Source organism: Salinisphaera sp. T31B1 (assembly GCF_040361275.1).
In the GTDB taxonomy this organism is placed as follows: domain Bacteria; phylum Pseudomonadota; class Gammaproteobacteria; order Nevskiales; family Salinisphaeraceae; genus Salinisphaera.
In genome coordinates, this window is record NZ_APNH01000004.1 from 217,527 (window position 1) to 231,828 (window position 14,302).

Consider the following 14,302-nt stretch of genomic DNA (forward strand, 5'->3'; position numbering starts at 1 on the left):
CGCAGACAAATCACCCCCCTCAATGCGTGACGCAGTATAAATGAATTCTCGTTGCGCTGACGAGCGAATCGCCGGGGCGGCTGCCCATGCCTAGTGTGGTCTTCCGCGTATTGCTCGGTGAGCTCACGCGGACCTGGCTGGTGGTAACCGGCGTCCTCGTGTTCCTGACCCTGGGCCTGGGTTTCGCACGCTATATCGCCGATGCCGCCGCGGGCGAGTTGCCGGTGGATACCGTGCTGGCACTCGCCGCGTTCAAGGTGGTGGAAAACTTGGAAATCGTCATGCCGATTTCCATGCTGCTGGCGGTGCTGCTCACGCTCGGCCGGCTGTGCCGGGACAACGAGATGGCGGCACTGCTGGCGGGCGGTGCGAGCTTGCAAACCGTCTACCGACCCTTTTTCGCGCTCGCGTTTGCTGTTGCCCTACTGGCCGGGGCCGCATCGATCGTGGCCGCGCCCCAGGCCGAGCGTGCGATGAAGGAAATTGGAGCCGCCGGGGCGACAGCGCTGCTGAGAACGCTTTCCCCCGGCCGTTTTCAGACTTTTCTCGATGGCGAGGCCGTGTTCTACGCCGCCAGCCGCGATGATGACAATAACCTTCGAAACGTGTTCATCCGTGTCCAGCGTAAGGACAATCAGAACCGGCCCACGCAAACCGTGGTGACCGCCGATCGTGCCCGCGAACAGACCGATCCGGAGACCGGTCGGGTCACGCTCGTGCTGGACAACGGCTGGCGTTACGAGGGCTACCCGGGACGCGCCGATTACCGAACCATCAAGTTCGCCGAGCACGGCGTGCAACTGGCCCCGGCCCGCGCCGAGGCCAGCAGCGATGTCGAGGCACAAGGCTTCATGCAGCTGCTGGCCAGTGACGATCCGGAAGCCGCGGCCGAATGGCAGACTCGGGTTTCGGTACCGCTGTCGATCCTCATTCTCACACTGCTGGCCCTGCCGCTCGGACGGGTACCGCCTCGCTCCGGGCGCTATGGCCGCGTGATCGCCGGCATATTGTTCTATGTCATCTACGTCAATGCCGTGCACCTGGCCAGCACGGCGGTCGAGGACGGCCGCCTGCCGCCGGCGATCGGCGTGTGGTGGGTCCACGCGCTGGTGTTGGTGATCGCGGTGGCGCTGGTGATGCGGGAGCAGGGTGTATTCACACGGCTGCGCGGCGCGGGACGGGCGTCATGAAGCAGATCGATCGCTACATCAGCCGTACCATATTGGTCGCCACAGGCGTGGTCGCGCTGGTGGTCGGAGCGTTGGTCGCGCTGTCGTTGTTCATCGGCGACGCCGACCATATAGGCGATGGCGACTACGGGCTGCCGGATCTGATCGCCTACACGCTGCTGCATCTGCCCAGCGATCTGTACCTGGTTCTGCCGGTGATCGCCTTGCTCGGTTCGCTGCTGGCCCTGGGGGCGCTGGCGGCCGGCAGCGAGCTGGTGGTGGTACGGGCTTCAGGCATGTCGATGGCCCGTCTGGCGGTGTCGGTGTCGATCGCCGGCGTACTGCTGGGATTGGTGGCGGTGGTGATCGGCGAGTATGTCGGCCCGGCCGGGGTGCGCATGGGTGACGATCTGCGCGAACAGGCGCGGCACGGGCGGATCGCCGACCGGATCGACGACGGGCTCTGGCTGCGCCAGGGCGACACCGTGGTGCGGATCGACGGCACATTGCCGGGCGGCCGTATCGATGGCCTCAATGTCTACGAGATGACCGACGACGGCCAGCTGAGCCGTGCCCTCGTAGCAGAACAGGCGCGGCTGGCCGGTGGCAAGCTGATCGTCGACAAACCGGAGTTCACCCGGATCGGCGAGAACCGCACGGAAACCGGAGCGCCCGATACGCTCACGCTGGACGTGAATATCGATCCGCGCGTCCTCGATCTGGCGGTCACCGCACCCGACGAGCTTTCCACGGTCGGGCTCTGGCGTTATATCGACTACCTGCAGGCCAACGATATCAATGCCGACGACTACCGGCTGGCGCTGTGGCGCAATATCGTCAACCCGATTACGGTCTGGGTGCTGGTGGTATTCGCGCTGCCGTTCGCGTTCGGCTCGTTGCGCAGCGCGAGCGCAGGCCAGCGACTTTTCATGGGCGGCCTGATCGGACTCGTCTTTTTTCTCGTCAACGAGATCGTGGCTTCGAGCGGGCCGGTCTATGGGATCGCGCCGTGGTTGGCCGCCAGTCTGCCGACTGCGCTGCTGGCCGCGGCCACCGCCATCTGGATGCGGCGTCTGAGCTGACCGGCCCGACGGCCTCAGTCGCGTGGAACGACCACGACTTCGGTACGGCTGAGAATATCGTGCAGGCTGCGTCGCTGGCCGTCGACGACGCACCACAGCACGCCGACGATCGACAGCCATGAAACCCAGGCTGCGATATAGCGGATGACCGCCTGATACCACTGTACGGGGCCGCCGTCGAGCGCGCGCAGCTGCATGCGCCACGCCTTCATGCCCAGGGTCTGACCGCCGTGCATCCAGAACCAGGAAAAGAACAGGTACGGAATGAACAGGAAGTACAGACGTACCCACGGACTCTGCCCGTCCACGGCCTGGCCGTGGTGGAAAGGCAGCAGCAACAGACCGGAGAGCAGCCACAGCCCGACGAGCAGGAACAGATCATAGACAGCGGCGGCCAGACGTCGGACCAGTCCGGCCGGGTAGGGAGAAAAGCTCATGATGCCAACGGACCTGGGAGTAAAGCGGGGACGTTATAGCGTAGGCAGACGATCGAACCAGGGCGCGGCCTGCTCGAGCTGGCCGGCAAGCGCGAGCAGATCGGCCTCGCTGCCGGGCGGGCCGACGAACTGGCTGCCCAGCGGTAGCCCGTTGTCGGTCATGTGCAGGGGCACCGACATGGCAGGCACGCCCGTCAGGTTGGCCAGCTGCGTGAACGGCACATGCTTGAGCGATTCGCGTGCCAGTTGTTCGACGATGCCGGAGCGAATCATCGTGCGCGCCGACGGCAGTCTGAGCAGCGGCCTCAGCAAACCGCGCTGCCAGCCGGGCAGCTGGGTGTCGCCGATACGCGGTGGCGGCCCGGCCAGTGTGGGGGTGACGAGGACATCGTAGCGGCCGTGGAACTCGGCCAGGGCCCGGCGATAGTCCTGCCAGCGGCTGTGAATGGACAGGTACTCCGTGGCCGTCAGGACGCGTCCGACGTGGGCGATCGCACGGGTGTCCAGTTCGAAATCTCGTGCATGCGCACCCGTATCGGCGCGCGCGGTATCGATCGCATGCGCGGCATAGACGAACCACATGGACAGGAAATCGCGTGCCAGGGCCAGGCCGTCGATCGCCGGTGCGGCGTATTCGACGTCGTGCCCCAGATCGGTGAGCAGGGCCGCGGTGCCTTCGACCGCGGCGAGCGCTTCGGCGTGCAGCGGCACACCCAACGGCGACTCGGCGAGCAGGCCGATACGCAGATTCGACGGCGGGCGATCCAGCGCGGCCAGATAGGACGTGGCCGGCTGGGCCAGACGTACGATCGCGCCCGGCTCATAACCAGCCACGGCATCGAGCATCGCCGCGCTGTCGCGTACGGAACGGGTAATCACGTGCTCCACCGAGGCACCATGCATCAGATCGCTGTGACGCGGGCCGCCGGGCGTGCGCGCGCGGCCCGGTTTGAGCCCGAACAGCCCGCAACAGGCGGCCGGAATACGGATCGATCCGCCGCCGTCGTTGCCGCCGGCCAGTGGCACGATGCCCGCCGCGATCGCCGCGGCAGAGCCGCCCGACGACCCGCCGGGCGTGTGCTCGACGTTCCATGGATTGTGCGTGGCACCGAACACCTCCGGTTCGGTCACGCCCTTGATTCCGAATTCCGGCGTGTTCGTCTTGCCGAGTATCGTCACGCCGGCGGCCAGAAAACGCTGGGTGATCTCGGCATGCCGGGACGGGGTGTAGCCCGCCTTGTACAGCGCACGGCTGCCGTAGCTGCTGGGTACGCCTGCGTAGTCCTGGAACAGATCCTTGAGCAGAAACGGCACGCCGTCGAACGCACGCGTGCTGTCGCGTGCTGTCGCGGCGGCCGTATCGGCTTCGGTGTCCATCCGCCGGATGACGGCGTTGATGGCCGGGTTGACGGCCTCCAGGCGGGCGCGGGCGGCAGCCAGTGCTTCGGCGGCACTGATCTGGCCGTCGGCGATCAGCCGCGCCAGCTCAAGACCGTCGCAGGCGACGTATTCGCTGTGCTTCATGGACCGTTGACGGTCGGATCGATTCGGCAAGCTTAGCAGCCGAGGACCAGTATCGGCGCCAACCGTTGTAAACTAGCGCGCGTAATCCACTCCTTGATCATGAACGGGGCGATATCATCAACGATTTACGCGTCATCGAGCCGCACGAGCACGGTATCGTGCGTGACCAGATCAGCGCCGGCGCTCTGCAGACGCTGGAAGGCCTGCAGGCGGCCGGCTATCGTGCCTGTCTGGTGGGAGGCGCCGTGCGCGACCTGCTGCTGGGCGTGGCGCCGAAGGATTTCGATGTGGCGACCGACGCCGAGCCGGAAGCCGTCGTCGAGGTGTTCGGCCGCAAGGCCCGCCTGATCGGGCGCCGTTTCCGTATTGCGCACGTCCGCTTCGGCCGCGAGATCGTTGAAGTATCCACGTTCCGTGCCGACCCGGGGGCATCGGATCCCGGCGCCGATACACGCGAGCTCGACGATGCCGGTCGCGTGCTGCGGGACAACGTCTTCGGCTCGATCGCCGAGGACGCCCGCCGGCGGGACTTCGCCATCAACGGTCTTTACTACGATATCTCCGACGACTGCGTCTACGACTATGTCGGCGGCATGGCCGATGTCGACGCGCGCCGCCTGCGGCTGATCGGCGATGCGGACGTGCGCTATCGGGAGGACCCGGTACGCATGATCCGCGCTGTGCGCATCGCCGCAAAGCTGGGTTTGACGATCGACGAGCCGGCCTTGCCGCCGCGCGCGCTCGTGCCGCTGCTTGCGGACGTGCCGTCGGCGCGCATGTTCGACGAAGTGCTCAAGCTGCTGATGAACCCGGCCGGGCCGGCGGTGTTCCGGATGCTGCGCGAACACGGGTTGTTCACGCCGTTGTTCGACCAGACGGCTGCGGTGCTCGATTCGCCCGCCGGTGCGGCCAGCGAGGCGCTGATCGAGCAGGCGGTCGCGAACACGGCCGCGCGTATCGAGGCCGGTCGCCCGGTGACCCCTGCGTTCATTTTCGCTGCGCTGCTCTGGCCTGCGGTTCGCGAACAGGCCGCCGAACTCGAACGCGGCGGCACGCCGCCGGCGCCGGCACTGGCCAGCGCCCAGTCCCAGGTCGTCGGCCATCAGATTCAGCGGGTTGCCATACCCAAGCGGTTTTCGGTGCCGATGCGCGAGATATGGCAGCTCCAGCCACGTTTTCATCGGCGCCGCGGCAAACAGGCATCGCGCTTGATCGCACATCCGCGGTTCCGTGCGGCCTACGATTTTCTGCTGCTGCGTGCTGGCGCGGGCGAAGTCGACGACGAGCTTGCACAGTGGTGGACCGACGCACAGGACCACCCGTCGACGCCCACGCCCGGTTCGGGCGCCGGCGGTGCCCCGGGTGCCGGTCGCCGTCGCAAGCGCCGCGGCGGGCGGCGTCGCAAAAGCGCCGAACCGGCCTGATCGCCGCCCGACCGGACCACGTCGATGCGTCACGTCGCTGTTGCCTGGCTGGGGCTCGGGGCCAATCTCGACCGCCCGGCAGACCAGATACGACGCGCCGTCGACGAACTCGCGCGTCATCCCGACCTGCGCGTGCTGGCGTTATCGGCGCTCTATCGGACCGCGCCGGTGGGCGGCCCGGCCGGCCAACCGGACTTCTGTAACGCCTGTCTTGCCTGTGCGACCGAGTGCGACCCGTACACGCTGCTGGAGATCGCGCACGCGATCGAACGGGCCCACCACCGGACCCGGGACGAGCGCTGGGGCCCGCGCACGCTGGATATCGATCTGCTGGCCTTCGACGACCGTCGCCTGGATTGCCCCCGGCTGAGCCTGCCGCACCCACGCGCCCACGAACGCGCGTTCGTGCTGCGGCCGCTGGCCGATATCGCCCCCGCTCTGGTGCTGGGGTCGGCAGGGCGGGTCACCGATCTGCTCGCCGGGCTGAATACGGATGACATCCGTCCGTGGGCCCAGCGATGAAAGCCGGCGGCTACCTGGCCATCGAAGGGCCAATCGGCGTGGGCAAGAGCACCTTGTGTGGCCGTCTCGCCCAGAGCCTCGGAGCGAGACGGCTCGATGAAGCGCCGGAGGACAATCCCTTCCTGGCCGCGTTTTACGACAACCCGCGCGGACAGGCGCTGGCCGCCCAGCTGTCGTTTCTGCTCCAGCGCGCACGTCAGATCGACGCGCTGCGACAGACCGATCTGTTCGACGGCGGCTGTGTCGCGGATTTCATGTTCGACAAGGATCCGTTGTTCGCGCGCCTGACGCTGTCCGGTCCGGAGCTGGCCCTGTATGACGAAATCTATGCGCGCCTGGCATGGGCTGCGCCCGTGCCGGACTGCGTGATCTATCTGCATGCGCCGGTAGACGTGCTTTTGACGCGTATCGCACGCCGTGACCGGCCGGCCGAACGCTCGCTCACACGGGATTATCTCGCACGGGTGGTCGAGGCCTACCAGGCCTTCTTCGCCGGCTATGACAGCACCCGTGTGGTGGTCGTGGATGCCGCGCGCCTGGATCTGGTCGAACGGGGCGCCGACTATGCGGCCGTGGTCGAGGCCGTGCGTTCATCGGCGCCGCGAACCGTGCTGGATGAATCGCGCTCGTGAGACCTGGCGTGACGGTGGTATAGTCGCGCGCCATGAATACAAGTCCCTATCCGCATTTGCAGCAGCGTGACGCCACCCCCGTCACGATTTCCGATCTGGCGCGTATGAAGGCCGACGGCGAGAAGATCGCGTGTCTGACCGCCTACGACGCCAGCTTTGCCGCGCTCGAGGATCGCGCCGGCGTGGACGTGGTCCTCGTGGGCGATTCGCTCGGCATGGTCGTACAGGGTGCGTCGACCACCGTGCCGGTGACCGTCGACGACATGGTCTATCACAGTCGTATCACGGCCGCCGGGCTGGGTCGGGCGTTTCTGATGACCGACTTGCCGTTTCTGTCCTATGCCACCAAGCACGACGCGTTGGAGACTTCGCGGCGGCTGATGGGCGAAGGGGCGGCACAAATGGTCAAGTTCGAAGGCGGCGAGATCCAGGTCGATACCATCGAGCACCTGTCGATGCGCGGGGTGCCGGTCTGTGCCCATATCGGCCTGCAGCCGCAGCTGGTGCACAAGATGGGCGGCTTCAAGGTTCAGGGTCGCGATTCGGACGCCGCCGAAACCATGATCCGCGACGCCAAAATGCTCGAACAAGCCGGCGCCGACATGATCCTGCTGGAATGCGTGCCGTCGTCACTGGGCGCCGAAATCACCTCGAATGCAAAGGTGCCGGTCATCGGCATCGGCGCCGGACCGGATACCGACGGCCAGATTCTGGTGATCTACGATATTCTCGGGCTGTCGCCCGGCCGCAAGCCGCGCTTCGTTCAGAACTTCATGGACGGAGCAGGCACGCTCGACGCGGCCGTGGCCGATTATGTCGCCGCCGTGAAGGACGGCCGCTATCCGAGTGCGGCGCACGCATTCAAGTAAACGCGCTCCCCTTTCTTCACGGCCGGAATCGATGGATATATTGACCACCGCGGACGAACTCGCGCAATGGCGCCGCACGGGCCAGGGCACCGTGGGCCTGGTGCCCACCATGGGCAACCTGCACGCCGGCCATATGGCGCTGGTCGATACAGCGGCCGCGCGCTGCGATCGGGTGATCGTGAGCGTGTTCGTCAACCCGTTGCAGTTCGGCCCGGACGAGGATCTCGACAGCTATCCACGCACCTTCGACGCCGACCGTGACGCGCTCGCGAACAAGCGCGTCGATGCCATCTTTGCGCCGAGCGTGGAACAGATCTATCCCAACGGCATGACCCACCAGACCACGGTGCGGGTCATGGGTGTGTCAGAGATTCTCTGCGGCTCGCGCCGCCCCGCGCATTTCAAGGGCGTGGCCACGATCGTCACCAAGCTGTTCAACCTGGTGCGTCCGGATGCGGCGTTCTTCGGCGAAAAGGATTATCAGCAACTGATGGTGATCCGTCGCATGGTCGAGGATCTGTGCATGGGTGTCGAGATCGTCGGCGTGCCCACCGTGCGCGAGGCCGACGGATTGGCGCGTTCGTCGCGCAACCAGTATCTGACGGCCAACGAGCGCCGACAGGCGGCATCGCTGTCGGCCGCGTTGCGCGATTGCGCCGAGCAGCTTGCCGCCGGCCATCGCGACTTCCGTTCTCTGGAGGCACGCGGCTGGGCGCGTCTGGTCGACGCCGGGTTCGACCCCGATTATTTCGAGATTCGCGGTGCCGATCTGGCCCCCGCCGAGCCCGCCATGAAACGGTTTCGGGTGCTGGCCGCTGCGCATATCGGGCGGGCCCGCCTGATCGACAATATCGGCGTGTGAACACACCGGTGTCGGTGGTGCGGAAACGGCTTTTTGGGTACGCTCTGCGCTGGTCGCCGTTCTGATCAACCACGGGTATTCCGATGCAGGTCACGCTTCTCAAAGCCAAGTTGCACCGCGCGTGCGTCACCCACGCCGAGCTCGACTACGAAGGCTCCTGCGCCATCGATTCCGACCTGCTTGATGCGGCCGGCATCTTCGCCTACGAGCAGATCGAGATCTACAACGTCACCAATGGCGAGCGTTTTTCGACCTATGCGATCAGCGCAGAGTCCGGCTCGCGGGTGATTTCGGTCAACGGGGCGGCCGCCCATCGCGCCAGCCCGGGCGACCGGCTGATCATCTGTGCGTATGCGCGCATGGCCGAGGGCGAGGCCGCCGCACACGCGCCGCGGCTGATCTATCTCGATGAGCGTAATCAGATCACGCATACCCGCAACGCCGTACCGGTTCAGGCCGCTTGAGTCGGAGCGAATCGGCGGCCTCCGTGACGGATCTGCGTAACCTGCCGGCCTGGCGCGAACTGGGCGCGCTGGCCGCCGACGTCGGCCGGGCCCGCGTCGATTCCATGTTCGAAGCCGACCCGGAGCGTGCCGAACGGTTCACGCTGTCTGCCGCCGGCATCACGCTCGATTACTCCAAGCAGCGCGTGGACTCGCAGGTCATGGGTGCGCTTGTGCGGCTGGCCGATCAGCAGCAGGTCGACGTCGTCAAACAGGCGTTGTTCGCAGGTGGGATCGTCAACAACAGCGAAGGGCGCGCGGCCTGGCACGTGGCGCTGCGGCGTCCGGACGACGCGCCTCTGCATGCAGGCGTTCACGAAGTCCGCGCGGCAATGGGCCGTTTTGTCGAGGATGTCCGGCATGGCCGGTGGCTCGGCTATACCGGGGCGCCGATCAGCGACGTGGTCAATATCGGCATCGGCGGATCGGATCTCGGCCCGCGTCTGGTCTGCGATGCACTGGCACAGCTGCGCCAGCGTATCCATTGTCATTTCGTGGCCAACGTCGATCCGTCGGATCTCGACGACACGCTCATGCGGATGGACCCCGAGCGCACGCTGTTCATCGTCACCTCCAAGTCGTTCGGAACCGCCGAGACCCTGGCCAACGCCGAAGTCGCGCGGCAGTGGCTGATCGACAACGGGGCCTCGCAGGCGGACGTGGCGCGTCATTTCGTGGCCGTGTCGACCAACGAAAAGGCGGTGCGCGAGTTCGGCATCGAGCGCATGTTCGGGTTCTGGGACTGGGTCGGCGGCCGTTTCTCGCTGTGGTCGGCGGTCGGCATTTCCATTGCGCTGGGGCTTGGCATGGAAACGTTCGATGCGCTGCTGGCCGGCGCGCATGCGATGGACGATCACTTCGAAACCGCGCCGCTGGCAGATAACCTGCCGGCGACGCTCGCGCTGCTGGGCATCTGGAACAACAATTTCCTGGGGTTGCCAACCCATGTGGTGGTGCCTTATGCACAGCGTCTGGCGGCCTTGCCGGCCTTTCTCCAGCAGCTGGAGATGGAATCCAACGGCAAGTCGGTGACCCGTGACGGCCAACCCACGCGTGTGGAAACGGTGCCCACGGTGTGGGGCAGCGTCGGCACCAATGCCCAGCATGCCTTCTTCCAGATGCTGCATCAGGGCGTGCTCGCCGCGGATGTGGATTTCGTGCTGCCCTTGTCGGATGCCGCCCACGGCGACGACGACCGTGAGCGCCAGCGCGTCGCCAACTGTCTCGCCCAGGCCGAGGCATTGATGCATGGACGCGACCATGCGGCGCTGATGGATGAACTCATCGCCGAAGGGCTCTCCGGTGAGCGGCTCGAACATCGCTTGGCCGCACGGCGTTTCGATGGCAATCGGCCCAGTTCGATGCTGGTCATGGATCGACTCGATGCGCGCTCGCTGGGGGCGCTGCTCGCGGCCTACGAACACAAGGTATTCGTCCAAGGTGTGATCTGGAACATCAACAGTTTCGATCAGTGGGGCGTGGAACTCGGCAAGACCATGGCCGGCCAGCTGCTCGGCGAACTCGACGGCAGCGCCGCCTCCGTCGCGCACGACGGCTCGACCCGTGCGCTGCTGGCGCGCGTGCGTCGCCGCTGGGCCGGCAGGGACTAGGCGACGCTTGACCTGGCGACCCCGGTCCGCCGGTAGAATAGTCGTATGAGTGAATCCAGCGAATATCTCCCCGAGATCGTCTACGACGCCGATCAGGTCGGTGCACTCGACGATCGCTTTACCGAACAGTTCGGCGTTGATGGCTTCGAGCTCATGCAGCGGGCCGCGCGCGACGCCTATGACGAACTGTCGCACGTCTGGGCAATGCCGGGCCGGCTGTCGGTTTTCTGCGGGCCCGGCAATAACGGCGGCGACGGCTTCCTGATCGCATGTCTGGCGCGAGCGGGCGGCTGGCACGTGCGGTTGTCGTGCCTGGTGGATATCGACAGCTACCAGGGCGCGGCCGCCCAGGCAGTGGCCGCCTGGCAGCAAGCCGGCGGAGAAATCGAGACGTTTCGCGATGAACCCATCGCCACGGACGTGATCGTCGACGCGCTGCTGGGCACCGGCGTCAACCGCGATGTCGAAGGACAATTCGCACAAGCCATCGAACGAATCAACGAGGCCGGCGAATCGGGCGTGGGCGTGTTCGCCGTGGATATTCCGTCGGGCATCGATGCTGCCACCGGACATGTGTGGGCTCATGCGGTTCGAGCCGATGCGACGACCACGTTCATCGGGCTCAAGCTTGGCCTGCTCACCGGCCACGGACCGGCACACTGCGGCCAGCTGTCGTTCAGCGGTCTCGATGCGCCGGACGAGCTGGCCGCCGATCAGCCCTATACCGCGCGCCGGCTCACTCATCGTGCCCTGCGTGCCGCGCTCAAGCCGCGTTCGCGCAACGTTCACAAGGGCGACAATGGGCACGTGCTCTGCGTGGGCGGTGCCCAGGGCATGGGCGGTTCCATCCGGTTGACCGCCGAGGCGGCGCTGCGTAGCGGCGCCGGACTGGTCAGCGTGGCCTGTCACGCCGATCATGCGGGGCCTATGAGTCAGGCGCGGCCCGAGCTCATGTGTCGGGGTATCGAGTCGCCGGCGTCCGTGCACGAGTTGATCGAGGCCGCCGACGTCATCGCGATCGGGCCGGGGCTGGGGCAGGCCGAATGGGGCAGTGCGTTATGGCAGGCCGCCATGGATAGCGGTAAGCCGCTGGTCCTCGACGCCGACGGATTGAACCTGCTGGCCGCACAGGGCGGCGCCCGCGATCACTGGATCCTGACGCCGCATCCGGGCGAGGCCGCACGGCTTCTTGGCTGGCCGACTGCGGATGTGGTCAACGATCGGGTGGCGGCCGTGCAGACACTCGCCCGGCGATTCAACGCCGTCGTGGTGCTCAAGGGCGCCGGCAGTCTGGTGGCTACACCCGAAGAGCTCTGGCTGTGCACCGACGGCAACCCGGGCATGGCCGTCGGCGGCATGGGCGATCTGCTCACCGGGGTCATCGCAGCCCTGGTCGGGCAGGGCTTGACCCTGAGCCAGGCCGCGAGCCTGGGTGTTTATGTCCATGCGCGGGCCGGCGATCGCGCCGCCGCCGCCGAAGGACAGCGGGGCCTGCTGCCGAGCGATCTGTTGCCTGCGATCCGGCATTTCGTCAATCCGGGCCGGCTTTGATCGAGCTCGCCGACCCGGCGGCCACCGATACGCTCGGCCGTCGGCTGGCGGCCACGCTTGCGCAGTGGCCGGAAGGGCTGGTCATCTCGCTGGTCGGGGAGGTCGGCGCGGGCAAGACCGCGCTTACCCGCGCGGCGCTGGTCGCACTCGGCCATACGGGCCACGTGGTTTCGCCCAGTTATACGCTGGTCGAGCCCTATCGGGTGGCGCAGCGCCAGATCTATCACCTGGATCTGTACCGTCTGGCCGATCCGGAAGAACTGGAATTCCTGGGCATCCGCGAGATCGATGCCGCTGTGGACTGGCTGTTCGTCGAATGGGCCGACCATGGCCGTGGCTTTCTTCCGCCGATCGACCTGAGCGTGCAGCTGGAATATGCCGGCCATGCCCGTCGAGCGCATATTCAGGGGCTGACCGCGCGGGGTCAGCAGTTCGCCGACGCACTTCAATACGCAACATAGCTCCCGGCTTTCAAGTAGATAGAAAGCAAAGAACGGCTAGGGGCTGTTTTGATTGAAAAAAATAGTTGCCACTTCAGGGAGGCTGGCGCTAATCTTCGTGTGGGGCAATTTTTCACTCCGCAGGGCAAAGGCGAACCACAATGCGTGCAAGCTTGCAATGGCTTGTGTTCGGGCTGCTCATCGGCCTGAGCACGCTGGCCGCCGCGAAACAGGCCACACTGAAGGATGTTCGGCTCTGGACGTCGAGCGAAAAGACGCGTGTGGTTTTCGACCTGGCTGGTTCGACCGAGCCCGATCTGTTCATGATCGACAATCCGCTTCGCCTGGTTGTGGATTTGCCGAATGTCCAGGCGGTCGACGCGGTCAGCGGTGATCTCAGCGGCAGTGGGCTGATCAAGCGCATGCGTTCGGGCATTCGCCACGGCACGGATCTGCGTGTGGTGCTTGATCTCGGCGGGCGTGTCGAGCCCAAGAGCTTCATGCTCGACCCGGATGGCACGCATGGCTATCGGTTGGTGGTCGATCTGCGGCCGGTCGGCGGGGGCACGCCGCCATCGGTGATTGCCGCTTCGCCAGACGACAGCCCGTCCAGCGACAGTCAGAACACGGCCGATCAGGCGGCAAACGCGTTGGCCTCGGTGTCCGAGCCTCCTGCGCGACGGACTGCGGCTGCGCGCGCGGAACCGGTGGCTCGTACGCCGGAGCGGCCGTCCCGGGATATCGTGATCGTCATCGACCCGGGCCATGGCGGCAAGGATCCGGGCGCGCACGGCAAGAACGGTACCCGGGAAAAGGATGTCGTGCTCCAGATTGCCCGCCGGCTGAAAGCCATGGTCGACGAACAGCCGAACATGCGCGGCGTGCTCACCCGCGACGGCGATTATTATGTCGGCCTGCGTCAGCGCATGGTAGAGGCCCGAAAGGCCAAGGCCGATCTGTTCATTTCGATCCATGCCGATGCGGCCCCCGGCGGCGCCCATGCCACCGGCGCGTCGGTGTACGCGCTGTCGCATCACGGTGCGACGAGCGAACATGCGCGCTGGTTGGCACGCCGTGAAAACGCCTCCGATCTGGTCGGTGGCGTAAGTCTCAAGGATAAGGACGACAGCCTGGCCTCGTTCATGCTCGATCTGTCGCAGAGTGCGAGCATCGAGGCCAGCCTGGATGCGGGCGGGCGTGTTCTCGACGAACTCGATGGCCTGGGTCCGCTGCACAAGGCGAAAGTTCAGCAGGCGGGTTTCATGGTGCTCAAGTCGCCGGACATCCCGTCCTTTCTGGTCGAGACCGCGTTCATCTCCACGCCCAGCGAAGAGCGCCAGTTGGCCAGTGCCAGTTATCAGCGCCAGCTGGCCAGCGCCATGCTGCGCGGGATCAAGGGTTACTTCGCCAGCTATCGGCCGTCGACACTGATTGCCGAAAACCAGGTGCACAAGGTCCGCAGCGGCGAAACGTTGTCCGAGATTGCCCAGCAATATGGTGTCAGCGTCGCGCGCCTGCGCTCGGCCAACGGTTTGAGCGGCAACACGATTCGCGTGGGCGCCGAACTTCAGATTCCGGCACCCGGCAGCCAGCAGGTCGCCGATCTGCGCTGATGCGCGTGGCGGCGCCGTGGCAAGCGCCGCCGATCCTTTCAGCGTTATCATGACGTTCGTTGGA

14 protein-coding genes are annotated in these 14,302 nt (G+C 66.0%); 12 read left to right on the top strand and 2 right to left on the bottom strand.

All coding sequences use genetic code 11. The annotated features are described in order from the left end of the window. The first annotated feature begins 86 nt into the window (after nt 1-86). Nucleotides 87-1,190 (top strand): LPS export ABC transporter permease LptF, encoded by a 1,104-nt coding sequence (lptF, locus tag T31B1_RS15720; protein ID WP_353250476.1) that lies wholly within the window; start codon nt 87-89, stop codon nt 1,188-1,190. After that, nucleotides 1,187-2,251, top strand: a complete 1,065-nt coding sequence (gene lptG / locus T31B1_RS15725; RefSeq protein WP_353250477.1) for an LPS export ABC transporter permease LptG — start codon at nt 1,187-1,189, stop codon at nt 2,249-2,251. The genes lptF and lptG overlap by 4 nt, the downstream gene beginning before the upstream one ends. A 14-nt stretch (nt 2,252-2,265) precedes the next feature. Here lptG and T31B1_RS15730 read toward each other — a convergent pair whose 3' ends face one another. Together T31B1_RS15730 and T31B1_RS15735 are read right to left on the bottom strand one after the other, a co-directional pair. After that, nucleotides 2,266-2,688: an RDD family protein gene (locus T31B1_RS15730; RefSeq protein WP_353250478.1), complete on the bottom strand. Its 423-nt coding sequence runs from the start codon at nt 2,686-2,688 to the stop codon at nt 2,266-2,268. Between the two features lie 33 nt (nt 2,689-2,721). Then, a complete protein-coding gene (locus T31B1_RS15735) occupies nt 2,722-4,212 on the bottom strand; it encodes an amidase (RefSeq protein ID WP_353250479.1) in 1,491 nt (496 codons plus the stop codon). A 134-nt stretch (nt 4,213-4,346) separates the two neighbouring features. On the opposite strand from T31B1_RS15735, the gene pcnB reads away from it, so the two are divergent. The 10 genes from pcnB (at nt 4,347) to T31B1_RS15785 (ending at nt 14,238) form a co-directional block, all read left to right on the top strand. Then, nucleotides 4,347-5,636 carry a polynucleotide adenylyltransferase PcnB gene (gene pcnB / locus T31B1_RS15740; RefSeq protein ID WP_353250697.1) on the top strand — a complete coding sequence of 430 codons (1,290 nt, stop codon included), beginning with the start codon at nt 4,347-4,349 and terminating at the stop codon, nt 5,634-5,636. 24 nt (nt 5,637-5,660) lie between these two features. Beyond that, nucleotides 5,661-6,158 (top strand): 2-amino-4-hydroxy-6-hydroxymethyldihydropteridine diphosphokinase, encoded by a 498-nt coding sequence (gene folK, locus T31B1_RS15745; RefSeq protein WP_353250480.1) that lies wholly within the window; start codon nt 5,661-5,663, stop codon nt 6,156-6,158. Then, nucleotides 6,143-6,790, top strand: a complete 648-nt coding sequence (locus T31B1_RS15750) for a deoxynucleoside kinase (protein WP_353250481.1) — start codon at nt 6,143-6,145, stop codon at nt 6,788-6,790. Before folK ends, T31B1_RS15750 begins: the two co-directional genes overlap by 16 nt. Before the next feature lie 32 nt (nt 6,791-6,822). Then, nucleotides 6,823-7,659, top strand: a complete 837-nt coding sequence (gene panB / locus T31B1_RS15755; protein WP_353250482.1) for a 3-methyl-2-oxobutanoate hydroxymethyltransferase — start codon at nt 6,823-6,825, stop codon at nt 7,657-7,659. A 31-nt stretch (nt 7,660-7,690) separates the two neighbouring features. After that, the gene (panC, locus tag T31B1_RS15760; protein WP_353250483.1) at nt 7,691-8,521 is read left to right on the top strand and encodes a pantoate--beta-alanine ligase; all 831 of its coding nucleotides are present in this window, start codon (nt 7,691-7,693) and stop codon (nt 8,519-8,521) included. An 83-nt stretch (nt 8,522-8,604) separates the two neighbouring features. Continuing rightward, nucleotides 8,605-8,985 (top strand): aspartate 1-decarboxylase, encoded by a 381-nt coding sequence (panD, locus tag T31B1_RS15765; RefSeq protein ID WP_353250484.1) that lies wholly within the window; start codon nt 8,605-8,607, stop codon nt 8,983-8,985. A 23-nt stretch (nt 8,986-9,008) separates the two neighbouring features. Beyond that, nucleotides 9,009-10,634 carry a glucose-6-phosphate isomerase gene (pgi, locus tag T31B1_RS15770; RefSeq protein WP_353250485.1) on the top strand — a complete coding sequence of 542 codons (1,626 nt, stop codon included), beginning with the start codon at nt 9,009-9,011 and terminating at the stop codon, nt 10,632-10,634. A 45-nt stretch (nt 10,635-10,679) separates the two neighbouring features. After that, nucleotides 10,680-12,185, top strand: a complete 1,506-nt coding sequence (locus T31B1_RS15775; RefSeq protein ID WP_353250486.1) for an NAD(P)H-hydrate dehydratase — start codon at nt 10,680-10,682, stop codon at nt 12,183-12,185. Continuing rightward, entirely contained in the window at nt 12,182-12,646 is a 465-nt protein-coding gene (gene tsaE / locus T31B1_RS15780) for a tRNA (adenosine(37)-N6)-threonylcarbamoyltransferase complex ATPase subunit type 1 TsaE (RefSeq protein WP_353250487.1), read from the top strand. The genes T31B1_RS15775 and tsaE overlap by 4 nt, the downstream gene beginning before the upstream one ends. A 140-nt stretch (nt 12,647-12,786) precedes the next feature. Beyond that, nucleotides 12,787-14,238: an N-acetylmuramoyl-L-alanine amidase gene (locus tag T31B1_RS15785; protein WP_353250488.1), complete on the top strand. Its 1,452-nt coding sequence runs from the start codon at nt 12,787-12,789 to the stop codon at nt 14,236-14,238. The last annotated feature ends 64 nt before the right edge of the window (nt 14,239-14,302 follow it).